25 protein-coding genes are annotated in these 26,157 nt (G+C 74.6%); 14 read left to right on the top strand and 11 right to left on the bottom strand.

From position 1 onward, the window contains the following. The first annotated feature begins 124 nt into the window (after positions 1–124). The gene (locus ACGFIG_RS18435) at positions 125–3,790 is read left to right on the top strand and encodes a SpoIIE family protein phosphatase (protein ID WP_393004297.1); all 3,666 of its coding nucleotides are present in this window, start codon (positions 125–127) and stop codon (positions 3,788–3,790) included. 60 nt (positions 3,791–3,850) lie between these two features. Here the strand turns inward: ACGFIG_RS18435 and ACGFIG_RS18430 are convergent, their stop codons facing one another. Then, on the bottom strand, positions 3,851–4,168 hold the full coding sequence (locus ACGFIG_RS18430; protein ID WP_393004295.1) for an STAS domain-containing protein: 318 nt from the start codon (positions 4,166–4,168) through the stop codon (positions 3,851–3,853). Positions 4,169–4,264: 96 nt separating this feature from the next. On the opposite strand from ACGFIG_RS18430, the gene map reads away from it, so the two are divergent. Both map and ACGFIG_RS18420 read left to right on the top strand, forming a co-directional pair. Next, positions 4,265–5,122, top strand: a complete 858-nt coding sequence (gene map / locus ACGFIG_RS18425; RefSeq protein WP_393004293.1) for a type I methionyl aminopeptidase — start codon at positions 4,265–4,267, stop codon at positions 5,120–5,122. Then, entirely contained in the window at positions 5,119–5,835 is a 717-nt protein-coding gene (locus ACGFIG_RS18420; protein ID WP_393004291.1) for a VIT1/CCC1 transporter family protein, read from the top strand. Before map ends, ACGFIG_RS18420 begins: the two co-directional genes overlap by 4 nt. A 115-nt stretch (positions 5,836–5,950) precedes the next feature. On the opposite strand, the gene ACGFIG_RS18415 is transcribed toward ACGFIG_RS18420, so the two are convergent. The 7 genes from ACGFIG_RS18415 to ACGFIG_RS18385 all read right to left on the bottom strand — a co-directional run bounded on the left by ACGFIG_RS18415 (position 5,951) and on the right by ACGFIG_RS18385 (position 12,215). Further along, the gene (locus ACGFIG_RS18415) at positions 5,951–6,676 is read right to left on the bottom strand and encodes a nucleotidyltransferase domain-containing protein (protein WP_393004289.1); all 726 of its coding nucleotides are present in this window, start codon (positions 6,674–6,676) and stop codon (positions 5,951–5,953) included. 9 nt (positions 6,677–6,685) lie between these two features. Further along, a complete protein-coding gene (locus tag ACGFIG_RS18410) occupies positions 6,686–7,186 on the bottom strand; it encodes a nitroreductase/quinone reductase family protein (protein ID WP_393004287.1) in 501 nt (166 codons plus the stop codon). 28 nt (positions 7,187–7,214) lie between these two features. Next, positions 7,215–9,917, bottom strand: a complete 2,703-nt coding sequence (locus ACGFIG_RS18405) for an FtsX-like permease family protein (protein WP_393004285.1) — start codon at positions 9,915–9,917, stop codon at positions 7,215–7,217. Then, complete coding sequence (locus tag ACGFIG_RS18400; RefSeq protein ID WP_393004283.1) at positions 9,914–10,672, bottom strand: ABC transporter ATP-binding protein; 759 nt, start codon at positions 10,670–10,672, stop codon at positions 9,914–9,916. The genes ACGFIG_RS18405 and ACGFIG_RS18400 overlap by 4 nt, the downstream gene beginning before the upstream one ends. Next, positions 10,669–11,256: a PadR family transcriptional regulator gene (locus ACGFIG_RS18395; RefSeq protein ID WP_393004281.1), complete on the bottom strand. Its 588-nt coding sequence runs from the start codon at positions 11,254–11,256 to the stop codon at positions 10,669–10,671. Before ACGFIG_RS18395 ends, ACGFIG_RS18400 begins: the two co-directional genes overlap by 4 nt. Before the next feature lie 66 nt (positions 11,257–11,322). Then, on the bottom strand, positions 11,323–11,769 hold the full coding sequence (locus ACGFIG_RS18390) for a ferritin-like domain-containing protein (RefSeq protein WP_393004279.1): 447 nt from the start codon (positions 11,767–11,769) through the stop codon (positions 11,323–11,325). Further along, positions 11,766–12,215, bottom strand: a complete 450-nt coding sequence (locus ACGFIG_RS18385) for a hypothetical protein (protein ID WP_393004725.1) — start codon at positions 12,213–12,215, stop codon at positions 11,766–11,768. Before ACGFIG_RS18385 ends, ACGFIG_RS18390 begins: the two co-directional genes overlap by 4 nt. 227 nt (positions 12,216–12,442) lie before the next feature. Between ACGFIG_RS18385 and rimP the strand changes: the two genes are divergently transcribed. From rimP to ACGFIG_RS18330, 11 genes are all read left to right on the top strand, one after another. After that, positions 12,443–13,135 (top strand): ribosome maturation factor RimP, encoded by a 693-nt coding sequence (gene rimP, locus ACGFIG_RS18380; RefSeq protein WP_393004277.1) that lies wholly within the window; start codon positions 12,443–12,445, stop codon positions 13,133–13,135. Beyond that, the gene (nusA, locus tag ACGFIG_RS18375; RefSeq protein WP_393004275.1) at positions 13,132–14,175 is read left to right on the top strand and encodes a transcription termination factor NusA; all 1,044 of its coding nucleotides are present in this window, start codon (positions 13,132–13,134) and stop codon (positions 14,173–14,175) included. The genes rimP and nusA overlap by 4 nt, the downstream gene beginning before the upstream one ends. A 16-nt stretch (positions 14,176–14,191) precedes the next feature. Continuing rightward, the gene (locus ACGFIG_RS18370; protein WP_393004273.1) at positions 14,192–14,524 is read left to right on the top strand and encodes a YlxR family protein; all 333 of its coding nucleotides are present in this window, start codon (positions 14,192–14,194) and stop codon (positions 14,522–14,524) included. A gap of 93 nt (positions 14,525–14,617) precedes the next feature. Beyond that, on the top strand, positions 14,618–17,611 hold the full coding sequence (infB, locus tag ACGFIG_RS18365; RefSeq protein WP_393004271.1) for a translation initiation factor IF-2: 2,994 nt from the start codon (positions 14,618–14,620) through the stop codon (positions 17,609–17,611). Positions 17,612–17,698: 87 nt separating this feature from the next. After that, positions 17,699–17,992, top strand: coding sequence for a DUF503 domain-containing protein (locus ACGFIG_RS18360; protein WP_101414636.1), 294 nt, complete (start codon positions 17,699–17,701; stop codon positions 17,990–17,992). Positions 17,993–18,148: 156 nt separating this feature from the next. After that, the gene (gene rbfA / locus ACGFIG_RS18355) at positions 18,149–18,631 is read left to right on the top strand and encodes a 30S ribosome-binding factor RbfA (protein WP_393004269.1); all 483 of its coding nucleotides are present in this window, start codon (positions 18,149–18,151) and stop codon (positions 18,629–18,631) included. Between the two features lie 131 nt (positions 18,632–18,762). Continuing rightward, complete coding sequence (locus tag ACGFIG_RS18350) at positions 18,763–19,839, top strand: bifunctional oligoribonuclease/PAP phosphatase NrnA (protein ID WP_393004723.1); 1,077 nt, start codon at positions 18,763–18,765, stop codon at positions 19,837–19,839. A gap of 87 nt (positions 19,840–19,926) precedes the next feature. Further along, positions 19,927–20,334: a hypothetical protein gene (locus ACGFIG_RS18345; RefSeq protein ID WP_393004267.1), complete on the top strand. Its 408-nt coding sequence runs from the start codon at positions 19,927–19,929 to the stop codon at positions 20,332–20,334. Then, complete coding sequence (locus ACGFIG_RS18340) at positions 20,334–20,543, top strand: DUF6186 family protein (protein WP_393004721.1); 210 nt, start codon at positions 20,334–20,336, stop codon at positions 20,541–20,543. The genes ACGFIG_RS18345 and ACGFIG_RS18340 overlap by 1 nt, the downstream gene beginning before the upstream one ends. 707 nt (positions 20,544–21,250) lie before the next feature. Next, positions 21,251–22,204, top strand: coding sequence for a DMT family transporter (locus ACGFIG_RS18335; RefSeq protein ID WP_393004265.1), 954 nt, complete (start codon positions 21,251–21,253; stop codon positions 22,202–22,204). 78 nt (positions 22,205–22,282) lie between these two features. Next, complete coding sequence (locus ACGFIG_RS18330; RefSeq protein WP_393004263.1) at positions 22,283–23,608, top strand: MATE family efflux transporter; 1,326 nt, start codon at positions 22,283–22,285, stop codon at positions 23,606–23,608. A gap of 3 nt (positions 23,609–23,611) precedes the next feature. Here ACGFIG_RS18330 and ACGFIG_RS18325 read toward each other — a convergent pair whose 3' ends face one another. Genes ACGFIG_RS18325 through ACGFIG_RS18315 form a run of 3 tightly spaced genes read right to left on the bottom strand, consistent with a single transcriptional unit; the run spans position 23,612 to position 26,146 of the window. Beyond that, positions 23,612–24,793 carry a hypothetical protein gene (locus ACGFIG_RS18325; RefSeq protein ID WP_393004261.1) on the bottom strand — a complete coding sequence of 394 codons (1,182 nt, stop codon included), beginning with the start codon at positions 24,791–24,793 and terminating at the stop codon, positions 23,612–23,614. Positions 24,794–24,803: 10 nt separating this feature from the next. Further along, a complete protein-coding gene (locus tag ACGFIG_RS18320; protein WP_393004259.1) occupies positions 24,804–25,103 on the bottom strand; it encodes a hypothetical protein in 300 nt (99 codons plus the stop codon). 17 nt (positions 25,104–25,120) lie between these two features. After that, positions 25,121–26,146 (bottom strand): hypothetical protein, encoded by a 1,026-nt coding sequence (locus ACGFIG_RS18315; protein ID WP_393004257.1) that lies wholly within the window; start codon positions 26,144–26,146, stop codon positions 25,121–25,123. Positions 26,147–26,157: the final 11 nt, after the last annotated feature.

Below are 26,157 nucleotides of genomic sequence, written 5' to 3'. Positions count from 1 at the left end.
GGGGGGACATAACCAGCGCTTACGACGCCGTATGCGTTACGTTGCTCGTCCGTCGGGGTACCAAGCGGGGCACGGCCGGTTGGATCATCGGGCCGAGGCGGTGATGGCCGGAGCAGGAGGAACTATGAGTTCGGCCCAGGGGGGCGTGGGCGTGGGGCACCCGTCCGAGGGAGGCCAGGACCCCGAGTTCCCCCCGCTGTTGGCCGCCGCCTTCGCCGGCGGCGGCGAGATGGGCGAGCTGATGAGTCGCCTCGACTGGTCCGGCCACCCGCTGGGCACCCCCGACCGCTGGCCGACGACGCTCTGCTCCGCGGTCGGCCTGATGCTCGCCTCCAGCGCGCAGATCGTCATGTTCTGGGGTGAGGACGAGCTCGCCTTCTACAACGACGCCTACCGCCCGACGATCGGCGGCAAGCACCCCGACGTGCTGGGCCAGCCGGCGCGTGTGCACTGGGCCGAGACCTGGAGCGTGCTCGGGCCGCTGCTGGAGGGCGTCCGGCGCGACGGCCGCTCGTACCGCGCGCAGGACCATCCCTTCCCGCTCGACCGCCGGGGCTTCGTGGAGGAGACGTACTTCGACGTCTCCTACGATCCGATCCTGGGCGTCGACGGCTCCGTCGACGGCGTCTTCTGCATCGTCAACGAGACCACGGGCCGCGTCGTCGGGGAACGCCGGCTGCGGCTGCTGGCCGAGTTGGGCACCGAGCTGGCCGAGGTCGACAGCAGGCCCGAGCTGGGTCGCATCGCCGCCGAGGTGCTCGACCGGCACCGCTCGGACGTGCCGTTCGCGCTGCTGCACCTGCCCGGCCAGGCGGGCGACGTGACGTTGGCCGGATGCAGCGGCGTCGACCCCGGGGTGGTCGTCCCGCCCCCGCCGGCGCGGCTGGCCGAGGTCGCCGCCACCGGCAGCGCCGTCACCGTCGCCGTGACGGACCTGCTCACCGAGGTGCCGGCCGACGCGACCGGTGAGGCGCTGGTGCTGCCGGTCACCGCCGGGAACGAGACCGTCGGCACGCTGGCGGTCGGTGTCGCCCGCCGGGTGCCGCTCACCGACGAGTACCGGGACTTCTTCGACCTGGTCGCCGCGCAGGTCTCGCGGGCCGTCGGCCGGCAGCAGGCGTACGAGCAGGAACGCGCCCGCGCCGCCGAGCTGGCGGCCCTCGACCGCGCCAAGACGAACTTCTTCGCCAACGTCAGTCACGAGTTCCGTACCCCGCTCACCCTGGTGCTCGGCCCGCTGGAGGACCTGCTGGCCGACCCGGCGCTGCCCGAGGCGTACACCGACCGGCTCGCCACCATGCACCGCAACGCGCTGCGGCTGCTCAAGCTGGTCAACACGGTGCTCGACTTCTCCCGGCTGGAGTCCGGGCGGTTGGCCGCCCGCTACCAGCCCACCGACCTCGCCGACTACACCGCCCGCCTGGCCAGCACCTTCCGTTCCGCCACCCAACGGACCGGGCTGCGGCTGGTGGTGGACTGCCCGCCGCTGCCGGCGCCGGTCTTCGTCGACCGGGACCTGTGGGAGAAGGTCGTCCTCAACCTGGTCTCGAACGCGGTGAAGTTCACCTTCGACGGCGAGATCCGGGTCCGCGTCCGCGCGGTCGACGGCGCCGCCCGGCTGGAGGTCTCCGACACGGGTGTCGGCATCGTGCCGGAGGAGCTGCCGCACATCTTCGAGCGCTTCCACCGGGTGCCCGGGGCGCGTTCGCGCAGCCACGAGGGCACCGGGATCGGCCTGGCACTGGTCCGCGAGCTGGTCGAGATGCACGGCGGCGAGGTGGCCGCGCGCAGCCGCGTCGACGAGGGCAGCACGTTCACCGTGACCATCCCGTTCGGCGCCGGGCACCTGCCGGCCGAGCGGGTCGTCGACACCGGCGCCCCGGCACAGGCCGAGCTGGCGCACGCCGACCTCTATGTGGCGGAGACGGCGCTCTGGACGGGCGCCGCGTCGGCCGACGGCGGTGGGACGCCCCGGGGAAGCGGCGCCGCCGGCCGGATCCTGGTCGCCGACGACAACGCCGACCTCCGCGAGCACGTCAACCGGTTGCTCTCGCCGTCCTGGGAGGTGGTCGCGGTCGCCGACGGCGTGGAGGCGCTGCGGCACGCCGTCGACGGCTCGTTCGACCTGGTGCTGACCGACGTGATGATGCCCCGGCTGGACGGCTTCGGGCTGGTCGCCGCGTTGCGCGCGGACCCGCGTACCCGGCACGTGCCGATCGTGCTGCTCTCCGCCCGGGCCGGCTCCGCCGAGGAGGTCGCCGGGCTGGCGGTGGGCGCCGACGACTACCTCACCAAGCCCTTCTCCGGTCAGGAGCTGATCGCCCGGGTGCGGGCCAACGTCGAGCTGGGGCAGCTCCGTGGCCAGATCATCCGGGGGTTGCAGGCCCTGGCCGACGCGGCGGTGGCGCTCAACACGGCCCGCTCCACGGCCGACGTGCTCCAGGTCGCCGCGCGGCACGCCCTGAGCCTCGCCGAGGCCGCCCGGGTGGTGGTCTCCGCCACCGGGATGCGCTTCGAGGCCGACGGCGGCGGGCTGACCTCGATCGAGCCGTCCTTCGTGCTGCCGCTGACCGGCACCGCCGGCGAGCGGCTCGGCGAGCTGCGGGTCTGGCGCCCGGACGGCGACGGCATCCACACCGACGAGGCCGCGCTCACCCAGCTGGCCCGGCTGGTCGGGGTGCGGCTGGAGAACGCCCAGCTCTACGAGGCCGAGCACCGCATCGCCACCACGCTCCAGCACAGCCTGCTGCCCCGGTCGCTGCCGCAGCTGCCGGGCGCCCTGGTGGCCAGCCGCTACCTGCCGGGCAGCGCCGACGTGGAGGTCGGCGGGGACTGGTACGACGTCATCGCGCTCGGCGACGACGAGCTTGTGCTGGCCATCGGCGACGTGGTCGGCAAGGGCGTCCCGGCGGCGGCGGCGATGGGCCAGCTCCGCAACGGGCTGCGGGCGTACGTCCTGGAGGGCTTCGACCCCGGCGAGTCGTTGACCCGGCTCAACCGGCTCGTCGGCACGACGGAGGGCCGTTCCTTCGCCACGGTGTTCTGCCTGTGGTTCAGTCCCCGCACCGGCCGGATGCGGTACGCCAGCGCCGGCCACCCGTCCCCCCTGCTGAGTCGCGGCGACGACGTCGCGTTCCTGCACGGGCGGGCGCTCGGGCCGCCGGTCGGGGCGATCCCCGGCACGACCTACAAGACCGTCGACGGGGAACTGGCCGCCGGGAACCGGCTGCTGCTCTACACCGACGGGCTGATCGAGGACCGGCAGCTCGGCATCGACGCCTCGCTGGACCTGCTGCGGCAGGACGCGGCCACCCCCGCCGAGCACGTGGCCGACCTGATCGACGCGGTGGTGGAGCGGGTGGCCGGCCGGCCGCTGCGCGACGACGTCGCGGTGCTCGCCCTGGAGGCGGCCGAACTCGACCGGTTCGCGCTGCGGCTGCCGGCCGATCCCACCCGGCTCAGCGTGCTGCGCAAGCGGCTGGAGGACTTCCTCGTCGCGCACCGGGTCACCGAGACCGACCTGTTCGACCTGACGGTCGCCGTCTCCGAGGCGGCCGCCAACGCCATCGAGCACCCGGTCGACCCGCGCGAGCCGACGATCAGCGTCGAGGTGACCATCTCCGAGCGCACGGTGGTCGCCACGGTGCGCGACAGCGGGCGGTGGCGGGAGTCGACCGGATCGGGCTTCCGGGGGCGCGGGCTGTCGCTGATCGAGGCGCTGGGAGAGCTGTCGGTGAACCGTACCGCCGAGGGGACCGAAGTCACGCTGCGCCGGCGCCTCGCGGCCTGATCGCGGCACCCGACGCCCTTCCGAGCGGGCGCCGCGGCGGCGCTCCGACGGGGAGCAGGCTCAGGCCGGGCGGAGCCAGGCCTGGTCGCCCAGGCCGGAGATGTCCAGCACCCGGTGGACCTGCCGCGACGGCAGCACGGTGAGCGCGTCGGGGAACTGCTGGGCCAGCCGGACCACGGCGTGGATCGCCGCCGAGTCGAAGAAGGTGACCGCCCGCAGGTCGAGGGTCAGCCGCTCGGCCGGCTCCCGCAGCGCGGTCTGGAACATGATGTCGGCGGTGGCCATGTCGACCTCGCCGGTCACCAGGACGTGCAGGTGGCCGCCGTCGACCTCCGCGCTGACGGAGAAGACGGGAGATGCGCCACCCCCTTGATCCACGCAGCCACAATGGCACAGCGGGCCTGGCGCGGCAACCGACCGCTCCGGGCGGGCGGTGGCGCGGGTCACCACTGCTCGCGGCGATAAACTCGGGGCATGACCGTCCGTGCGCCGCTGACCCCAGGCACGCTCTCCCCGTTGCGGCCCGTGCCCGCCCACATCGTCCGCCCGGAGTACGTGGGCAAGAAGAGCCCACGCCAGTGGACCGGCTCGCACGTGCAGACCCCGGAGACGATCGAGAAGATGCGGGTCGCCGGTCGACTCGCCGCGCAGGCCACCCAGCTCGCCGGTGAACACTGCAAGCCCGGCGTGACCACCGACGAGATCGACCGGGTCGTGCACGAGTTCCTCTGCGACCACGGCGCCTACCCGTCGACGCTGGGCTACAAGGGCTTCCCCAAGTCCTGCTGCACCAGCCTCAACGAGGTGATCTGCCACGGCATCCCCGACTCGACCGTGCTCCAGGACGGCGACATCATCAACGTCGACGTCACCGCGTACCTCGACGGGGTGCACGGCGACACGGACGCCACCTTCTGCGTGGGCGAGGTCGACGAGGAGGTCCGGCTGCTGGTCGAGCGGACCCACGAGGCGATGATGCGGGGCATCCGCGCGGTGGCCCCGGGCCGCCAGATCAACGTGATCGGCCGGGTCATCGAGTCGTACGCGAAGCGCTTCGGCTACGGCGTCGTACGCGACTTCACCGGCCACGGCATCGGTGAGGCCTTCCACAGCGGGCTCTACGTGCCGCACTACGACAGCCCCCGCCCCACCGACGTGATGGAGCCGGGGATGACCTTCACCATCGAGCCGATGATCACCCTCGGCACCCACCAGTACGACATGTGGGACGACGGCTGGACCGTGGTGACGAAGGACCGCAGGTGGACGGCACAGTTCGAGCACACCATCGTGGTGACCGAGGACGGTCACGAGATCCTGACCCTGCCGTGACGGACACCCCGGCGGCGCTGCGTGAGGCGCACCACGCGGACGTCTCCGGCGGCTGGCTGCGCCCCGCCGTCTTCGGGGCGATGGACGGTCTGGTCACCAACATCGCCCTGATCGCCGGCGTCGCGGGCGGCGGCGTGTCGCCCCGCAGTGTCGTGCTCACCGGCGTGGCCGGTCTGGTGGCCGGCGCCATCTCGATGGGGCTGGGGGAGTACACGAGCGTGCGCTCGGCCAACGAGCAGGTCGCGGCCGAGGTCGCCAAGGAGCGCCGCGAGCTGGAGCGGCACCCCGAGGCCGAGGCGCGCGAACTGGCCCAGGCGTGGATCGCCCGGGGGCTGCCGCCCGACCTCGCCATGGAGGTCGCCCAGGCCGTCCGGCGCAACCCGGAGGAGGCGCTGCGGGTGCACGTCCGGGAGGAACTCGGCGTCGACCCGGACGAGCAGCCGAGCCCGTGGGCGGCGGCGATCTCGTCGTTCCTGTTCTTCTCGGTCGGGGCGCTGGTGCCGCTGCTGACCTACCTGTTCGGCGCGACGAGCCTGTGGCTGGCGCTCGCGGTCGGCGGGCTCGGGCTCTTCCTGGCCGGCGCGGTGGTCGCCCGGTTCACCGCCCGGCCCTGGTGGTCCGGCGGCCTGCGGCAGCTCCTGCTGGGCGCGGCGGCGGCGGGCGCCACCTACCTCATCGGCGCGCTCATCGGCGTCCAGGGCGGACTCGGCTGAGCCCGGGGCCCCGCCGGCCCGGCTGCGGCGCGGGTCCCTTGGATCGGCTGCGGCGCGGGTGTCGTCGGCTCGGCTGGTAGGAGGTTCCGCCAGCTCGGCCGGCCAAGGAGTGCCGTCAGCCGTCGAGCAGGTCGTCGACGGTGCCGTCGACGGGACGGCCCCGGGCCGCCAGCTCCTCCGCCTGGCGGGTCAGCACCGCGCCCACCTCGGTCATGTCCGCGCCCGCCAGACCGGTGCGGCGAACGGCGTCGCCCGGGTCGCGGAAGTAGGTGCGGCTGAGCAGGCCGTTGACCGTGGCCGCCGCCAGCCGCGCCTCGCCGAGCATCAGCAGCGCCTGGTCGGTCTCGTACCACTCGGCCAGCCGGGCGGCCCGGGCGTGCGCCGCGCTGCCCCGGTACCAGGCCCGGCGGGCGGCCGTGCTGAACTCGCCCGGCCGGGCCCGGGCCAGCCGGCCCAGGTGTTCGTCGCGCAGCGTGCGCAGCCAGCCGGTGGGGTCGTGGAGTGCCCGGGTGTTGACGTACCGGTCGGCGGTCAACGGCCACAGTGGAGAGATGACCTGGGCCTGCCGCAGGTAGTCGTCCGCGCCGGCCACGGTCAGGTCGACCAGCACGCCGTCGACCCGCCGGGTCGCCGGGGACGGCCCGCCGCCGGGCCGGTACGTCGCCACCAGCAGCCCGACCTCGCCGTTCCCGCCGCCGTCGTCGTCGCCGTGGGCCAGCGGGCCGTGCACCGCGACCGCCAGCACGTCGGCCGGGAACCGCCGGCGCACCGCGTCGGCGACCCGTTCGGCCACCGCCCACCGCGGGTCGTCCAGGTGGGGTTCGCCGTCGGCGCCGGTCACCCGACCACCCTATTCGCGGGCGGTCGGCCCGCCCGGCTCGCCGCGCCCGGTGGGCACCAGCCGGAAGACGAGGATCTCCCGGTTGCCGGCCCGCTGCGCGTACGTGCGGTAGGCGGGCCACTCGGTGACCAGCAGTGTCCAGAGGCGGTCCCGTTCGGCGCCGGTCGCGATGTCGGCGCGTACCGGGACGTGTCGGCCCTTGACGGCGACCTCGGCGGCGGGATCGGCGCGCAGGTTCATCGCCCAGCCGGGCTGGTGGGCCTGGCCGAAGTTGGAGCCCACCACCACGTACGCGTCGCCGTCGGGCACGTAGAGCAGCGGATTGCTGCGCGGCTTGCCGGAGCGGCGGCCGGTGGTCGTGATGACCAGCGACGGGATGAGCCCGAGCGCGACCACCCGCCCCCGGGTGAGCCGCCCGACCACGCGGTCGGCGGGGACGAGCAGGCGGACGGCGGCACCGAACCAGCGGTGGTGACCGACCCGGCGGGTGAGGGATCCCAGTACGGGCACGGCAGCCAGTGTGCCCGTTCGCGGCCCGTCAGTCGAGACGTCGCTCGATCGGCAGCCGGGACCGGGTGAGGAGTCCCGCGCCGAGCATGGCGACCAGCGGCACCACCACCAGTACGCCGAGCGTGATCCACGGGACCACGACCGGGTACGGCTCCGGGATGGGCCACAGGGCGGCGTACCGGCGGTTGAGGGCGGTCAGGATGATCGACGCGGAGCCGAGGCCGGCGACGATGCCGAGCGCGGAGCCCAGCACGGCGATCACCCCGGACTGGCAGAGCGAGAGCAGCCGGCGCAGCCCCGGGCCGGCGCCGACCGCCGCGAGGGTGGACAGGTCGGCCCGCCCCTCGGCGGCGGCCAGCCCGGTGGCGATGCCGGCGGCGCCCACGGTGATCACCCCGGCTGCGGCGGCCAGCAGGAGCAGCAGCGGCCGTCCCGCGTTGGCCTGGGCGCCCTGGTCGATCTCCACGTGCGCGCCGAGCGGCCGTACGGCGGCGACGAACCGGTCCTGCCGGTCCTCGTCGGGCGCGCCGTCGGCGGTGATCGCCCAGCCGAGCGGGTGGACGCGCAGACCGAGCCGCTCGGCGGCCGCCGGTGAGAGCAGCAGCCGGTCCGCCCCCAGCGCGGTGGGCAGCGGATACGCGGCGACGGTGGTGACGGCCGGGGAATCGGGCCGGGCCTGCCCGGCGCGGGTCACCCGCACGTCGACCCGACCGTCGCGCACGTAGCGCGGATCGGTGACCACCGCGCCGCCGGCCCGCAGCACGGCGGTGGCGGCGGCGATGTCCTCGGTGGCGGCGTCGGTGAGTACCGGCAGCGCCGTGCCGTCGTCCACCAGCACGTGGAAGTACCGGCCGTAGTGGTCCTCCGGTCCCGTGCAGCGGGCGTCCGCGCGGGCCCGTCGCTGCTCCGCCTGGCTCAGCCCGTCGCCCGGCGTCCACGGGCAGACGCGCTCGGCCGGCAGCACCGGCGAGACCACGCACAGGTCGGTGGCCGTCCCGCACCGGGGCTCCGCCAGCGGCGCCACCGTCCGGCCTCCCAGGTGGGCGCGCGCGGCCTCGCTGACCCGGGACAGATCGGGCAGGCTAACCCCGTCCGATCCGGTGACCAGCACCGTGGCGGCCGGCAGGGTCGGCAGGTACATCGTGGCCGACCGGGCGTCGTCGCTGGCCAGGTACACCCCGACGGCGACGCTGCCGGCGACCGCCGCCATCACGGCGGAGATCGCGGGCGCGGTCGACGACCGGTTGCGGCTGGCGTCGCGCAGCGCGATCCGGGGCGCCAGCGGCAGCGACCGCCCGAGGCGGGCGAGCAGGCCGACGAGCGTCGGGGTGGCGAAGACCAGGCCCAGCTCGCCGAGGACGAGGCCGGCCAGGATGACCGCCGGCGCCGTCCGGGCCGCCCCGAACGCGGCCACCGCGGCCCCGCCGACGGCCAGGACCGCCCCGACGGTCAACCAGCGCCGCCGGTGTGCCGGCGGGGTCCGCCGGCCGGCCAGCCCCGCCACCACGTCCTGCCGGGCGGCCGTCCAGGCCGGGGCGAGCGCGGCCAGCACTCCGGCCAGCACCGCGACGGCGGCGATCGCCGCGATCGCCTCCGGCCACCAGCGGTACGCGCCGAAGCGCACGCCGAAGAGGTGCTGCTCCACGAGGGAGCGGCCGGCGAACGCGGCGGCGACGCCCAGCGTGACCCCGACGACGGCGCCGAGCGCGCCCAGCACCACGCCGTCGGCCAGCACGATCCGGCGCAGGTGGACGTCGTCCCCGCCGGCCACGGCGACCAGCGCGAGGTCCCGGCGCCGCCGCCGTACGCCGACCGCGAAGGCCGGCCCGACGAGCAGCACCACCTCCAGTAGTCCCAGCCCGCCGACGAGCACCGAGACGCTCATCCCCTCCACGTCCAGGGGGGAGCGGCCGTACGGCGGGAACGTGACGGTGCCCGACGCCGGAGCGGGGACACGGGCGTGCACCAGGACGCCGTGCGCGTTGAGCCGGCGGAACAGGGTCTCGTCGGGGGCGCCGGGCAGGTCGACCAGCCAGCTCGTGCCCGGCTCGGTCTCCATCCGCCCGTCCGACGGGTGCAGCGTCACCACCGGGCCCAGGTCGTCGGGGTACTCGGCCACCCCGACCACCCGCCAGGAGCGCACGCCGTCGCCGGAGGTGACGGTGCCGCCGAGGCGGACGTCGAGGCGGCGCAGGCCCGCCGGGCTGACGGCGATCTCGCCCGGCCCGGCCGGCGCCCGCCCCGAGTGGAACCGGACGAGTCCCCGGCCGAGCGGATCGGCGAGGTCCACGGCGCGTCCCGTGAGGGTGTCGTCGACCCGCTCGCCGATCCGGGCGTCGAACGACACCCAGCGGCGCAGCGGGATGACGCGGCTCCCGGCCGGCAGGAGGGCGGTCACCTGCTCGGCGGTGACGGGCTCGGCCGGGGGAGCCTCCTCCGGGTCGGTGCGCCAGGTCTCGGCCCAGGCGCTCTGCACGATCGGGATCCGCGTCACCCAGTTCAGCTCCGCGTCGGCCGCGCCGAGCTGACGGTCGGCCCGCTCCACCGGGGTCAGCTCGGACATCCGCCAGCTCACGGCGGTGAAGGTCAGCACCAGCACCGGAAGCGTGATCATCGCGAGCACCAGCGCCGTACGCCCCCGCGCCCGCCGGGCCTCGCGCCGGGCGATCCGCAGCGCGGCCCACCAGGAGCCGGTCGCCCGGGCGAGCCGGCCGCCCCGGCCCGCGCTCACCGACCGCTGCCGCTCAGCAGCTGCTCCACGCTGCCCAGTGGCGCCGTCGTGTCGACCAGCACCCCGTCGCGCAGGAAGACCACCCGGTCCGCCCAGGCGGCGTGCCGCGCCTCGTGGGTGACCAGCACGGCGGCGGCTCCGGCGTCGACCCGCCGGCGCAGCAGGTGCAGCACCGCCTCCCCGGTCTGCGAGTCCAGCGCGCCGGTCGGCTCGTCGGCGAGCACGAGCCGGCGTTCCCCGACGAGCGCGCGGGCGATCGCCACCCGCTGCTGCTGCCCGCCGGAGAGCTGGTCGGGGAACCGGTCGCCCAGCTCGGGCAGGCCCACCTCGGCCAGCGCGTCCAGCGCGAGGCGGCGGGCCCGCCGTACGCCCGTCCCGTCGAGTTCGAGGGGGAGGGCGACGTTCTCCACGGCGCTGAGGCTGCCGAGCAGGTTGAGGTCCTGGAAGACGTAGCCGATGCGGCGGCGCCGCACCTGGGCCAGCCGCCGCCGGTCGAGGGCGCCGAGCGGCTCGCCCTCGACGTACACCTCGCCCGCCGTGGGGCCGTCCAGCCCGCCGGCCAGGGCGAGCAGGGTCGACTTCCCGGAGCCGGACGGCCCCATCACGGCGACGAGTTCCCCCGCGTGCACGGTGAGGCTGACGCCGCGCAGCGCGTGCACGGCCGCCGCGCCGGCGCCGTGGGTGCGGTGCACGGCCCGTACGTCGAGCACGGGCGTGGCGGGGTTCCCGCCCGCCGGCCCGTTCCCCGTGCTCACCGTCTCGCCTCCTGGTCCGTCCGGTCCACCGCCTCGGCGGGCGTCGTCGGCACGCGCCCGGGCTCCGTCGGACGGTAGCGCACCAGGCTCGTCTCGCAGTGGTCCAGCCAGCGCACCTCGGCCTCGGCCTGGAAGACCATGGCGTCCAGCACCAGCCGCCACGGCAGGTCCTCGGGGCGGTCGCTGGCGTACTTCAACCGGGTCAACTCCTGCAACGCCCGCATGGTCGCGCTGCGCTGGGTCTGCACCACCGACCGGACGTCGACCCCGGGGGTGGTCAGCGCGAGGGCCAGCTTGATGGCCAGCTCGTCGCGAGGGCGGTCGGTGCGGCTGATCGGGGTGGCGAACCACAGGGCCAGGTCCGCCCGTCCGGCGTCGGTGATCTCGTACGGGCGCTGTCCCGCCTCGCTCTCGGGCAGCGACCGGACCAGCCCGTCGCGCTCGAGGCGGGACAGGGTGGTGTAGACCTGCCCGATGTTCAGCGGCCAGGTCGAGCCGGTCGACTCCTCGAACGCGGCGCGGAGCTGGTAGCCGTACATCTGGCCGCGTTCGAGCAGGGCGAGCAGCCCGTGACGGATGGACATGGCTCCGGAGTATGCATACCTGGTATGCGACCCGCAACCGGAGTCGCGGACTACGGGCCGGGCAGGTCAGCTGGGGCGGCCCGGGAAGGGCACCGTGAGCGGGGTGATGCCGGCCGTCCGCCGCCAGCGGGTGGCCCGCAGGGCGTACTCGACCAGGGCGGCCAGGGCCTTGTCCCGGTCGGCGCCGGTGGTGGCCGGCACCGCCGCCCGCCAGAACGCGGCCGTGCGCTCCTCCACCTCGACGGCCAGCCGCAGCGCGCTCGCCCGGTCGGTGACCGGGAACGGCAGCGTGTAGCCGGCCCGGTCCGGCGGGACGCTCCCGCCGCCGGCGCTCAACTGCACGATCAGGTCGTCGCGGCGGCGCCGGTGCGCGGCCTCCGCCTCCCTCGCGGCGTTCCGGGCGGCGCCGGTGAGGCGTACCCCGATCGGCCCGTACGCCCAGATCGCCGCGTACTCGGCGGTGAGCGCCGCGCCGAGCGCCCCGGCCGGCCCGGTGGGTGTGGGTGCGGTCACTTCAACGCCTCCACGTGCGTGGCCCGGGCGGCGGCGATCGAGGCGAGCAGCGCGGCCCGCTCGGCCGGCGCCGCCGCGCAGGCCCTGGTCGCCGACTCGCGGCCGGCGCGTTCGTCCTCGCGCAGCGCGGCCCGCGCCGCCACCGGGTCGCCCGGCGCGGCGGGCGTGGGCGTGGCGGACGCCGAGGGCAGCGGTACGCCGATGACCCGGGCCAGTTCGGTCGCGTGCGCGTGGTGCGCCTCGGCGATCGGGGTGAGCAGGCCGGCGAGCGTGGGGTGCGCGGCGGCGGCGTCCCGGTGTCCGGCGGCGAGCCGGAGCGACTCGTCGAGCAGTGGCGTGAGCGGGTCGGGCCCGGGTGCGGGGTCGTCGCCGCGGTCGAGGAGGCCGCAGCCGGTCAGCGGCGCCGCCGCCCCGCCGAGCGCCAGGAGGACCCCGGCGCGCAGCACCTTCCGCCGGGAGTGCCCGGTCGTCCCGCCGCGTCGTGTCGTTCTGCCGGTCGCCACCAGACAAGTCAACACCATCACCGGCCGTACGTGGGCCACCGGCGTCGGTGCGCCGCCCGGCCCGGTACCCGGCAGGCGCGTTACGCTCTGCGCAGCCGCCGGCGCTCAGCTCCGGTGGCGTGCCGGCATGGCGGCCGATCGGTGCCGTCGATCAGCAGGAGGGTGCGGAGATGACGCAGCGTGGCCGTGCCACGAGGTCGACGGGTCCGGCGGGGAGGCCCCGACGCGCCGACGCCCCCAGGGGCGGGGAGCGTGCCGGCGGCCCGCGCGGCGACCTCGCCGCCCGGCGGGCCCGGCTGCGCGAGGTGATCGAGCCGGTGGTCGTCGGCGCCGGTTACGACCTGGAGGAGCTCTCCGTCTCCCGGGCCGGCCGGCGGCACGTGGTGCGGGTGATCGTGGACGCCGACGGCGGGATCAACCTGGACGCCGTCGCCGAGGTGTCCCGGGCCGTCTCCGCGGCCCTCGACGCGGCCGAGGAGGCCGGGGGCGACATCGTCGCCGGGGAGTACCAGCTGGAGGTCAGCTCCCCCGGCGTGGACCGGCCGCTCACCCTCCCCCGGCACTGGCGGCGCAACGTCGGCCGGCTGGTCAAGGTGACCGCGCGCGGCGCGGGCTCCCCGGCCGGGCAGCCCGCCGGCGACCGGCAGGTCACCGGCCGGGTGGTCGAGGCCGACGACGAGCGCGTGGTGCTGGAGACCGACGCCGGCCGCGCCACCTGGACGTACGCAGAGCTCGGCCCCGGCCGGGTGCAGGTCGAGTTCCACCGCCTCGGCGAGATCGAGGAGGCGGACGAACCCGACGACATGGACGACACCGACGACTTCGACGACGAAGATGATGATGTGGAGGACGAGGAGAGGTGAACATCGACCTCGCGGCGCTGCGCGCACTCGAGCGCGAGCGGGAGATCCCGTTCGACACGATCCTCGCGGCGATCGAGACCGCGTTGCTGACCGCCTACCGGCACACCGAGGGCGCGGAACCGCACGCCCGGGTGGAGATCGACCGTAAGTCCGGTGCCGCCCTGGTCTACGCCCAGGAGCTGGGCGACGACGGCACCGTCGTACGGGAGTGGGACGACACCCCGCACGACTTCGGCCGGATCGCCGCCATGACCGCCAAGCAGGTGATCCTCCAGCGGCTGCGGGAGGCCACCGACGAGGTGCACTTCGGCGAGTACGTGGGCCGCGACGGTGACCTGGTCACCGGTGTGGTGCAGGCGCACGAGGCGCGCAGCGAGAAGGGCATCGTCAGCGTCGACCTCGGCAAGCTGGAGGGGGTGCTGCCCCAGTCCGAGCAGGTCCCCGGCGAGCGCTACGCGCACGGCGAGCGGATCCGCTGCGTGGTGGTGCACGTGGCCAAGGGGATGCGCGGCCCGCAGATCACCCTCTCCCGGTCGCACCCGGCGCTGGTGAAGAAGCTCTTCGCGCTCGAGGTGCCGGAGATCGCCGACGGCACGGTCGAGATCGGCGCGATCGCACGTGAGGCAGGTCACCGTACGAAGATCGCGGTGCGGTCCACCACCCAGGGCGTCAACGCCAAGGGCGCCTGCATCGGGCCGATGGGACAACGGGTTCGGGCCGTGATGAGCGAGTTGCACGGCGAGAAGATCGACATCATCGACTGGTCGGACGACCCCGCGACGTTCGTCGGCAACGCCCTGTCGCCGGCCAAGGCCCTGCGGGTCGAGGTGGTCGACCTGGCCAGCCGCACCGCCCGGGTCACCGTCCCGGACTTCCAGCTCTCCCTCGCCATCGGCCGGGAGGGGCAGAACGCCCGACTTGCTGCCCGGTTGACCGGTTGGCGGATCGACATCCGGTCCGACGCCGAGCAGGCCGGCGCCTCCGGCCGGGGCGGAGCTGATCACGTCCCGGAACCGGGCGGCGCGATCTCGGGCGCCTAGGGGTAGACTTTCTCCAGTGGTACGACGCGCGCTGCCGGAGCGCACCTGTGTGGGTTGCCGGCGACGTGCGCCGGCCAGCGAATTGCTGCGGATCGTCGCGGTCGGCGACGGGGCTGGTCACAGTCTTCGGCCCGATCCGGCCCGCAGGCTGCCGGGTCGGGGAGCGAACATGCACCCGGATCCGGCCTGCTTCGCGCAAGCGGTGCGGCGACGCGCTTTCGGGCGCGCGCTGCGCATCAGCGGGGTCCCCGACCACGGTGAGCTCGCGGAGCACGTCGATGCGCCAACCACTACGTCCGGTCAACCCGACCGGGCGAGGGTCGCTAGCAAGGTAGGACGACCGACATGAGCACACGATGAAGTCCCTGAAATGACCAGGCTTCAAGTGCACGAGTGAGGTCGCTGCGGGTGCTGCCCGCACGACCTCGGAGTGAGGAGTGCAGTGGCAGGTAAGGCCCGCGTACACGAGCTTGCAAAAGAGCTCGGGGTCGAAAGCAAGACCGTTCTCGCCAAGCTCAAGGAGATGGGCGAGTTCGTGAAGTCCGCGTCCAGCACCGTCGAGGCGCCCGTCGCCCGACGGCTGCGTAGCGCGTTCGTCGCCGGAGCCGGATCTCCGGCGCCGGCCGCCCCGCCGGCGGCCGCCCCGGCGCCGACCCCGACCCCGACGCCCTCCCCGGCCCCCGGTGGCCCCCGGATCTCGGCCAAGCCGATGCCGCCCCGGCGGCCGGCCGCGCCGACGCCCGGCCCGAAGCCCAAGGGCCCGGTGCCCGGTCCGCCGCAGCCCGCGGCCCCGGTCGCCAAGCCGGCGAGTGCCCACGACATCGAGGTGGCGGCCGCCGAGGCACGTGCCGCCGCGCTGAAGGCCGAGCAGGAGGCGGCGGTCAAGGCCGCCCAGGCCGCTCGGCAGCAGCAGCGTGAGAACGTCCGCCGGGAGCCCCCGGCGGACGGTGGCAACCGTCCCGGTCCCCGACCGGGTCCGGGTGCCATGCCGCCGCGTCCGGGTTCCCCGGCCGCCGGCCGTCCCGGCGCTCCGACGCCGGGCCCGGGTGGCCGTCCGGGCGGGCGTCCGCCGGCGCGCGGCGCCGGTAACAACCCGTTCGGCATCCAGGGCAGCCAGCAGCAGCGGCCTCCGGCCGCCGGTGCCGGTGGTCCCCGGCCGAGCCCGGCCGGCATGCCGCCGCGTCCGAGCCCGGCCTCCATGCCGCCGCGTCCGAGCCCGGCGTCCATGCCGAGCCAGCGTCCCTCCACCGGCCGTCCCGGCCCCGGTGGCGCCGGTCGCCCCGGTGGCGGCGCGGGTCGTCCCGGTGGCGGTGGCGGTGGCTTCCGTGGCGGTCCCGGTGGCGGCGGTGGCGGTGGCTTCCGTGGCGGTCCCGGTGGCGGCGGCGGTGGCGGTGGCTACCGTGGCGGTCCCGGTGGCGGCGGCGGTGCTCCGGGCGGCGGTTTCCGTCCGGGTGCTCCCGCCGGTGGCGGTGGTCGCCCCGGTGGTGGCGGTCGTGGCCGTGGTGGCGGCGCGGCGGGTGCCTTCGGGCGTCCCGGCGGCCGGCCGACGCGCGGTCGCAAGTCCAAGAAGCAGCGCAGACAGGAGTTCGACAACCTGTCGGCCCCGACCATGAGCTCGGGTGCCCCCCGGGGTCAGGGTCAGGTCGTCCGGCTCTCCCGTGGCGCCTCGCTGTCGGACTTCGCCGACAAGATCAACGCCAACCCGGGCTCGCTGGTCCAGGAGATGTTCAACCTGGGCGAGATGGTCACGGCGACCCAGTCGTGCTCCGACGACACCCTGCTGCTGCTGGGTGAGCACCTCGGCTTCAACGTGCAGATCGTCAGCCCGGAGGACGAGGACCGCGAGCTGCTCGCGCAGTTCAACATCGACCTCGACGCCGAGGTCGCGGAGGACCGCCTGGTCAGCCGTGCGCCGGTGGTGACCGTCATGGGTCACGTCGACCACGGTAAGACCAAGCTGCTCGACGCGATCCGCAAGGCGAACGTCGTGGCTGGCGAGGCGGGCGGCATCACCCAGCACATCGGTGCCTACCAGGTCCACGTGCCGCACGAGGGCGAGGACCGCGCGGTGACCTTCATCGACACCCCGGGTCACGAGGCGTTCACCGCCATGCGTGCCCGTGGTGCCCAGGTCACCGACATCGTGGTGCTGGTCGTCGCGGCCGACGACGGTGTCATGCCGCAGACGATCGAGGCGTTGAACCACGCCAAGGCGGCCGACGTGCCGATCGTGGTGGCGGTCAACAAGGTCGACAAGCCGGAGGCGAACCCGGACAAGGTCCGCCAGCAGCTGACCGAGTACGGCCTGGTCGCCGAGGAGTACGGCGGCGACACCATGTTCGTCAACGTGGCGGCGAAGCCGGGCATCGGCATCGACGAGCTGCTCGAGGCGGTCCTGCTGACCGCCGACGCGTCGCTGGAGCTGACCGCTCCGATCGACGGTCCGGCGCAGGGTGTGGCCATCGAGGCGCACCTGGACAAGGGCCGCGGCGCGGTGGCGACGGTGCTGGTGCAGAAGGGCACCCTGCGGGCGGGCGACTCCATCGTCGCCGGCGGGGCGCACGGCCGGGTCCGGGCGATGCTCGACGAGAACGGCAACCAGGTCGCCGAGGCAGGTCCGGCCCGTCCGGTCCTGGTGCTCGGTCTGACCGCGGTGCCCGGTGCCGGTGACACGTTCCTGGCGGCCGAGGACGACCGCACGGTGCGTCAGATCGCCGAGCAGCGGCAGGCACGGCGGCGGGCGGCGTCCTTCGCCAACTCGCGCGGCCGGGCCACCCTCGAGACGCTCATGGAGCAGCTCAAGGAGGGCGAGAAGACCTCGCTCAACCTGGTGCTCAAGGGCGACGTCTCCGGTTCCGTGGAGGCCCTCGAGGATGCGCTGTTCAACCTCGACATCCCGGAGGAGGTCCAGCTCAGGATCATCCACCGGGGCGTGGGTGCGATCACCGAGAGCGACGTCATGCTGGCGAGCGCGTCGTCCGAGCCGGTCACGATCATCGGCTTCAACGTGCGGGCCGCCAACAAGGTCCGCGAGATCGCCGACCGCGAGGCTGTGGAGATCCGGTACTACACCGTGATCTACCAGGCCATCGAGGAGATCGAGGCGGCGCTCAAGGGCCTGCTCAAGCCGGAGTACGAGGAGGTCGAGCTGGGCACCGCGGAGATCCGCGACGTCTTCCGCTCGTCCAAGATCGGCAACATCTCCGGTTGCATCGTCCGGTCGGGCATCATCCGGCGCAACGCCAAGGCGCGCCTGCTGCGGGACGGGTCGGTGGTGGCGGACAACCTCACCGTCAGCTCGCTCAAGCGCTTCAAGGACGACGCCACGGAGGTGCGCGAGGGCTTCGAGTGTGGTCTGACCCTGGGTGGTTACAACAACGTCCAGGTCGGCGACGTCATCGAGACCTTCGAGATGCGGGAGAAGGCTCGTTCCTGATCCGGTGAACCACTGATCGAGGGGTTTACGTCGAGAGGCGTAAACCCCTTGATCATGTGGGGGTCCGGACGGGTATCGTCCGGGGCGATGTTCACCGGAACCGCGGTCTTCGACCTGCTGCTGCCGGGCGACTCCCGGTCGCTCAAGGCCAAGAGATCATACGTACGGCCGATCGTGGCGGCGTTGCGCCGCTTCGAGGTCTCGGCCGCCGAAGTCGGAGCGCTCGACCTGCACGGTCGGGCCGAGATCGCCGTGGCCGTGGTGGCCGCCGAGGCGTCGCACGTCCGCGAGGTGCTGGACTCGTGCGAGCGCCTGGTGGCCGGCCGGCCGGAGACCGAGCTGCTCTCGGTGCGCCGGCGGCTGTACGGCGAAGAGGATTGACCCCGGCGACGCCAGTCGGCCGGGCGGCCGGGACGCAGCCGGCGCCGCGCGGCACGGGTGGCCACGCGGGTAGTGTTCGAGTTGTTGGCCGGTCGGCTCCGGGGGCGCTCCGCGTCGCCGGTGACGGTCGGGAGCGGGACGCCGTGGAGGTGCGAGATGTCGGATCCGGCCAAGGTACGCCGGCACGCGGAACGGGTGCGTGAACTGGTCGCGTCGGTGGTGCGCAGCCAGATCAAGGACCCCCGGCTCGGCATGATCACCATCACCGACGCCCGGATCACCGCCGACCTGCGCGACGCGACCGTCTTCTACACGGTGCTCGGCGACGCGGCGGCCCAGGCGGGCACGGCGGCGGCCCTGGAGAGCGCGAAGGGCATGCTGCGCAGCACCGTCGGCAAGGCGCTCGGGCTGCGGCACTCGCCGACGCTGACCTTCGTCCTGGACGACGTGCAGGATCAGGTCAAGCACATCGACGACCTGCTCGCCCAGGCCCGCAACGCCGACGCGGAGGTGCAGCGCCTCGCCGCCCGCGCCGAGTACGCGGGCGAGCCCCAGCCGTACCGGCTGGAGGAGGACGAGGACGGCGACGAGGCGCGCGACGAGGACGAGACCCCGCCCCGGGGCGGGGATCCGAGGTGACGGAGCCCTCCGGTGGCCCGGCCGGTGGCGCCCTCGCCGAGGCGGCGCTCCCGGCCGACTCCGGCCCGACCGGGGCGGGGCTTCCGGCCGACCCCGGCCCGGGCGCACTGGGGCTCCCGGCCCACGCCGCCCTGGGTGCGGCGCCACCGGCCGATCCCGGACCTGGTGCGGCGGCGTTTCCGGTCGACTCCGGCCCGAGCGAGGCGGAATGGGCCGCCGCCGTCGCGGCCGTGCGGGATCTGCCGCCGGACGGGCGGGTGCTGCTGATCTGCCACGTCAACCCCGACGGGGACGCGCTGGGCAGCATGCTCGGCTTCGGGCTCGGGCTGCTCCGGCTCGGTGTGCGGCGGATGCAGGCGACCTTCCCCGGCCCGCCGGAGGTGCCGGAGCAGTTGCGGGGACTGCCCGGGCTGGACCTGCTGGTGCCGGCCCCGGAGGCGTACCCCGACCCGGACCTGGTGATCTGCTTCGACGCGGCCAGCGAGTCGCGCCTCGGCGACCTGGTCGACCGGCTGGAGACCGCCGGCGCCGCGTTGGTGCTCGACCACCACGGGTCGAACACCCGCTTCGGACGGATCAACCTGGTGGACCCGCACGCGGCGGCCACCTCGGTGGTCGCCGAGGAGCTGCTCGCCCGGCTCGGCGTTCCGCTGGACGCCGGGATCGCGGAGTGTCTCTACGTCGCGCTGAGCACCGACACCGGTTCGTTCCGGTTCGAGGCGACGACTCCGGCGGTGCACCAGCTGGCGGCCCGGCTGCTGGCCACGGGCATCCGGCCCGGCGAGATCTCCCGCCGGATCTTCGACACCCGGCCGTTCGGCGCCGTACGCCTCTTCGGGGAGGTGCTCGGCCGGGCCCGACTGGAGCCGGCCGCGGCCGCCGGGCACGGTCTGGTGTGGACGTACGCGACGCAGGACGACCTGGCCCGGCACGACCAGCGCCCGTACGTGCTGGAGGCGCTGATCGACTCGGTCCGGTGCACGGCCGAGGCCGACGTGAGCTGCGTGGTCAAGCAGACGCCGACCGGCGACTGGGCGGTGTCGATGCGCAGCAAGGGCGCGGTGGACGTCAGCCGGGTGGCGGTCGCGCTGGGCGGCGGCGGGCACCGCTTCGCGGCGGGCTTCACCGGTTCGGGCACCGTCGACGAGGTCGTCGACCGGATCCGCGCGGAGCTCGACGGCGCGCTGACCGGCTCCGGCCGGGACTGAACGGAAAGGGCCGGGCACAGGAAGATCAGGGTGAGCTCGGGGAGTGTCCGTCTTCCCGGTTCCGGCGAGTACGGGGAGAATCGCGAGATGGAACAGCCCCACGACCTCACCGTCGAGGCGCCTCGCGCCTGGGACCGTCCCGCCGTCACCGTGCCGGTGCTGGTCTGCCTCTCGCTGGTCGGCGGCCGGTTCCCGTCCTTCTCGACCGAGGCCAATCTCTGGACCCTCGGCACCGGCGGGGTGCTGATCTGGCTGGGTCTGAGCAACCGGGTGCCCCGACGGCCCGCGCCACGCCGGCTGGGCGCCCCGGCGGCCTGGTGGGCCCTGCCGGTGGTGGTCTTCGGCGTCTTCGAGGGGGCCACCTTCGTGATGGCTGCGGGGGACGAGTTCCCCACCTTCTCCCGGCTGGCCGATCCGCTGCTGGAGGACCAGTTGGTCCGCTCGGCGGCCTGGCTGGGCTGGCTGGCGGCGTTCTGGGGGTTGGTGCGGCGATGATGCGGATGGTGGCCATCGGTGGGTTCCTGGTCTCGCTGGTGCTCTTCGCCGCCGTCGAGTGGGCGGCCCGCCGGGAGGGTTCCCGGATCCCCACGCTCGGCGAGGTCTGCGCGTACGTGATGCGCTACGAGGTGGGCCCGGTGCCGGTCGGCCGGATCGGGTTGTTCGGCTTCTGGTGGTGGCTGGGCTGGCACTTCCTGGCCCGCTGACCCCCGCCCCTGCCGCATCCCGGGGGAGCCCGTGACGCGGGCCGGGCCGGGGCGGACGTGAGTCCAAATCGCGGGAACACCGGGCAGCATGTGGAACTGAACGATAGCTTGGGAATCGACCGGTGTCGTGTGGCGGCGCCGGCGAACGGGCGGTGTCGCCACACCCGGCGGCGCCTCCCTCCAGGGTCGGACCGACCCGGGCTCTCGCTGCCCACCAGCCGCTCCGGTGACCCCGGACCGCTGCCGGGCGCTCAGCACGACCGCCCGATGAGGGCTGCCGTCCGCCGGTGGCCCGCGCCCCTGGAAGGACCACCATGCCGAGCAAGCCGAAGCCGCAGACCACCGACGAGGCCCGCGAGCAGATGCGCCGCGCGCTGCAGACGTCCATGGACACCCGGCAGTGACCAAGGTCGACCGGCGGTGACGCTGTAGGCGTCGACGTACGCCACAGCGTCACCGCCCGCCCGGCCCCGCAGCGCTGGGCTAGAGTGCGGGCATGAGGCCGTTCCAGGGCGTCCTGCCGCCGCCGCGCTCCTGACCGGAGCGCCACACCACCGGCCGCGTCCCCGTGTGGGGGACGTCGCCGGTCATCCACCTGACCCGTGAGACCTCGGGACCGGGCGCAGCCGCCCGGCTTCCGTTCGTCGTGCGTGCGCTCCGACAGACGTCGACCCCGCCGTGATTCGACCCTGCCCTGGAGCGCACCTATGTCTCGAACGTCCCTTTCTTCGTCCGCCCTGTCCGCGTCCGTCCTGCGTGCCCGCCGCGCGCCGGCCGGCGTACGCCGAGGGCTGCTGTACGTCACCGGCGCCGCCGTGCTGTGGGGCACCACCGGCGTCGCCGTGCAGTTCGTCCGCGAGTCCACCACGCTCACCCCGACGGGCATCGGCTTCTACCGTCTCACCATCGGCGCGCTGGTGCTGGTCGCCCTGCTGGCGCACCGGCTGGGGCCGGTGCTCGCGGCGCTGCGGGCGGAACCGGTGACCCTCGTCGGGGTCGGCGTCGGGCTCGGGGGCTACCAGGCGCTGTACTTCCTCGCCGTCGCGTCGGGCGGCGTCGGGGTGGCCACCGTGGTCAGCCTGGGGCTCGCCCCCGTGCTCATCTTCGGCTGGGAGTCGCTGCGCGCGCGGCGGCTGCCCGGCCGGACCATGCTGGGCGCCCTGGTGGCCGGCGTCATCGGCCTCGTGCTGATCACGGTGTCGGTCGGGCAACCGGGCGCGACCGCGCCGCGCCCGCTGCTCGGGCTGCTCGCGGCGTTCGGCTCGGGGGTGGGCTACGCCGCCAGCACCGTGCTGAGCCGGCACGCCGCGCAGCGCGTCGCGCCGATGGCGCTCACCACGGTGTCGGCGGCGGTCGGCGCCGTGGCGCTGGCCCCGATCGCGCTGGCCGAGGGGATCGGCGTCCCGGCCCGGCTCGCGCCCGTCGGCCTGCTGCTCCACCTCGGTGTGGTCACCACGGCGGTGGCGTACGCCCTGTTCTACGCCGGGCTGCGCAGCGTCACCGGCAGCGCCGCCGCGCTGGCCACCCTGGCGGAGCCGCTCACCGCCGTGCTGTTGGCGGGCTGGCTCGTCGGCGAGTCGCTGCCCGCGCCGGTGATCGTCGGAGGGGTGCTCCTGCTCGGTGCCGTGGCCGTCGTCCACCTGCGCTCAACGGCCGGATAGCCGGCCCGCGCGGCCGTATCGTCGGTAAGTGATCGGCTGCATTGCGATCCTTACGTGTCCGTGCCAGGATCGGCGGCGATGAGCACTCCCGCCGTTGCCGACCCCCGGGCCGTCGCGCCCCGCCGGATCGCCGCGCTGGCCCTTCCGGCGCTGGTGGTGCTGGCCGCCGAACCGATCTACGTGCTCGTGGACACGGCGGTGGTGGGGCACCTCGGCCGGGTGCCGCTGGCCGCCCTCGCCGTCGGCGGGACGGTGCTCACGCTCATCGCCTGGCTCGGCACGGTCGTCGCGTACGGCACCACGGGGCGCTCCGCCCGGCGGTTCGGCGCGGGCGACCGGGCGGCCGCCGTCGCCGAGGGCGTGCAGGCGTCCTGGCTCGCCCTCGGGGTGGGGGTGCTGGTCGCGCTCGGCATGCAGATCGGCGGCGGGGCGTTGGCGCGTACCCTCGCCGGCGGCCCCGGCGAGGTGGCCGACGCCGCCGCACAGTGGCTGCGGGTCGCGGCGCTCGGCGCGCCCGGCCTGCTGCTCGCCGCCGCCGGCAACGGCTGGCTGCGCGGCGTGCAGGACATGCGCCGCCCGCTGCTGTTCGTGCTCGGCCCTAACCTGCTCTCCGCCGTGCTCTGCCCACTGCTGGTCTATCCGGCCGGGCTCGGACTGGTCGGCTCCGCCGTGGCCAACGTGATCGCCCAGAGCATCGGCGGGGCGCTCTTCGCCGGGGCGCTGGTCGCCGAACGGATCTCGCTGCGCCCCCGCCCGAGGCTGATCGGGCAGCAGTTGGCGCTCAGCCGGGACCTGCTGATCCGGGGCGTCGCGTTCCAGGCCAGCTTCCTCTCCGCCACCGCCGTCGCCGCCCGCTTCGGGGCCGCCGCCGTGGGCGCGCACCAGATCGCCCTGCAACTGTGGTTCTTCACCGCCCTGGTGCTCGACGCGCTCGCCATCGCCGCCCAGTCCCTGGTCGGCGCCGCCCTCGGAGCCGGCGACGCGGACGCCGCCCGGGACCTCGCGCGCCGGATCGGGCTGCTCGGCGGCGTCTGCGGCGTGGCGTTCGCCGTGCTCATCGCCGCCGGCGCCGGCGTGGTGCCCGGTTTCTTCAGCTCCGATCCGCAGGTACGCGCCCAGGCCATGCTCGCCTGGCCGTGGTTCGTGGCGATGCTGCCGCTGGCCGGCGTCGTGTTCGCCCTCGACGGCGTGCTGATCGGCGCCGGGGACGTCCGCTACCTGCGCAACCTCACCGTCGTGGCGGCGCTCGGCGGCTTCCTGCCCGCCATCTGGCTGGCGTACGGGCTCGGCCTCGGCCTCGGCGGCATCTGGGCGGGGCTCACGCTCTTCGTGGTGCTCCGGCTGGTCGCCCTGCTGTGGCGCCTGCGCTCCGGCGGCTGGGCCGTGGTCGGCGCGGTCCGCTGAGCCTCAGCACCGCCTGGTGACCGGTCGGGGCGCATCCAGGTCGAAGATAGCACCCGGGTCGCCGCCCGGCGGACGCTCGCCATGCTGCTCGGGCATCCACCGGATCACGTCGAGCCAGCCGTCGGCGTGCTTGGCGCAGTCGACGTTCCAGGTGATCATCTTCGCGGAGTCCAGCCAGAGCCCCCGCGACGAGGCGACGACGTCGGCCGCGTACGGCACGTGCCACACCACCCGATCACGGATCACCGCCACCCCCGCGCCCGCCGGAGCGCGGCGCACCACGTCGAACGGGTACGCCCAGACGAACTCCGTGGTCACCTCCAGCAGCCGGATGCCGTTCGCCTCGGTGGCCCGGTAGCTGATCCGCCCCCGGGCCCGCGCGTCGTCCACCGGCTGGACCTGGGACCCGGTGCGGGTGGCGAAGGTCAGCAGGCGGCCCTCGTTGAGCCACGGCTGCACCTGTGCGCGGGCGTCCGGAGCGAGCAGGGCGAGGAACTTCCCGGTGTCCCCGACCATCATCCTCAGCTCCAGCCGGCTCTCGACCAGGGCCCTGCCGACCAGGACCAGCGCGGCACGTACCTGGGCGGCGCTGAACGGTCCGGCAGCCGTGGCCGGCGGCAGCACGATCGACTCCTTCCCGACGGGGAAGGACGCAGCCGGAGTACCGGCGAAGTGGTCTCGGGGCGTGCCGACGGCGCTGATCGGCTCGGGCGTCGCGCTCGCGCTCGCGCTCGGGCTCGGTGCGACGGTCGCCGTCCGGCGCCAGTCGGCCACCCGCACGACCATCCACCCGGCCGCGACGACCACCAGCAGGGCCAGAGCGAACGTGAGGCCGACCGCCAGCGGGCCGTTGTGCCGGGCGAGGAAGAAGCGCACCCGGTCCAGCCCGGTCGGCTGGTGTTCCGGCCCCAGCGACCGCATCCAGTCGGGCAGCCGCACCGGCTCCGCCTCGGCGACCACGACCTCCCGTCGCCCCTCGGCCGCACTGCCGGTTGGTGGCCGGTCGGCGACCGGAGTCGCGTCGATGGTGGGTTGTTCGGCCGGCGTCGCGTCGGCGGCGGGTTGCTCGGCTGGCGTCGCGTCGATGGTGGGTTGCTCGGCCGGCGTCACCTCGGCGGTGGGTTGCTCGGGCGTCCGCGCCTGGTCGGTGGTCCCGGGAGCGCCGGCGTACGGGTCGGTGTGCATCGTCTCCGCCTCAGAGCGTGTCGCGCAGCGACAGGTAGAGCCAGTAGAAGAACCAGGCGGCCAGGGCGAACGTCGCCGTCACGGGGACGATGAACACGGCCACCGTGACCACCGGGCGGGATTCGGTCACCCTCCTGCGGTCCCGCCACCGCCACAGCGAACGCCGGGCCCCACGAAGCACGGGCAACCGCTCGACCAGGTCGGCGACGTGGCGGCCGAGGGTCCGTCGCGGTGGTGTCGGGTTGCGCATCCAGTCCGGGAGGTCGACCCGGGCGTGGTGCTCGTGGGCAGGTCGTGTGTCGGGTGCCATGGGTGCTCCGGTCCGGCTCAGCAGGTGTCTGTGATGTCCAGGGAACGATCGGGGTCGAACACCGCGTCCGGGTCCTCCGTGGCGACCGGAAGGCCGTAGCTCGGGGTGCCCAGAGCCAGCAGACCCTTGTCGAACGACGCACAGTCCATGTTGGAGGCGTACGACTCCGACTCCATGAGCCAGAGCCCGACGCCTGAACTCGCGACGTCGTCGGGGTGCGGCACGTGCCAGACGACGGTGTCGTGGACGACCACCACACCGGCGCCCGGAGTGGGGTCGAGGGTGTGGAACGCGTACGCCCAGACGAAGTTGGTGGTGATCTCCAGCACCCGGATGCCCTCATTGTCCCGGGTCGCCCGGTAGGTGACCCGGCCCTTGACCCGGGGCTGGTCAGCGGTCAGCCGGGCACCCGGAGCCAGTCGGGTCGCGTACGTGGCGAAGGAGGTGTCGCGGAAGTCGGCCCGGATCTCCGACCGGGACGCGGGAGCGAACATCCGTACGAACCGGTCGAATTCGCCGCCGGCCAGGAACTTCCGGTCCAGCCGGGCGAGCAGCAGCGCCGCGCGGACGTCCGCTAGGGCCGCCGCCACCTCGGTGGCGCTGAACACACCCGCGCGTCGGGCGGGCGGCAGCGTGATCCCGGCCGCCCCCTCGGCGAAGGTCGCCGCCGGGGTACCCGCGAAGTTGTCGGCAGCCGGTGCGGGCTTCGTGCCGCTCGTCGCGGGCTTCGTGTCGGTCGTCGCGGAGACGCCCGACGGCGGGCTGATCGTCGGGTAGCCGCGCGGCGTCTCCCCGGCCCGCCGCCACAGGTCGAACCACCCCGCGCCGAGCAGGAGGACGAGGACCAGTCCGCCCCCGACCACGGCGGTGACCGCCTGGGTGTGGTTCTCCCAGAACAGGCGGAGCCGTTCCAGGGCGCCGACCGGATGCTCCTCGGCCGGCTGGCGCAGCCACTCCGGGACCTGTCCCGGCTCGTCGTGGGAGGCCAGGGGAGCCGACCGGCTCGGCGGGGACGGCTCGTCCGCCGGCGGGGGAGTGGTCATCGGCATGTCCT

Origin of the sequence: Micromonospora sp. NPDC049048, from assembly GCF_043197615.1 — a bacterium.
Taxonomy (GTDB): domain Bacteria; phylum Actinomycetota; class Actinomycetes; order Mycobacteriales; family Micromonosporaceae; genus Micromonospora.
The sequence above is the reverse complement of the archived record's forward strand: the minus strand, read 5'-3'. Positions and strand labels throughout refer to the sequence as shown.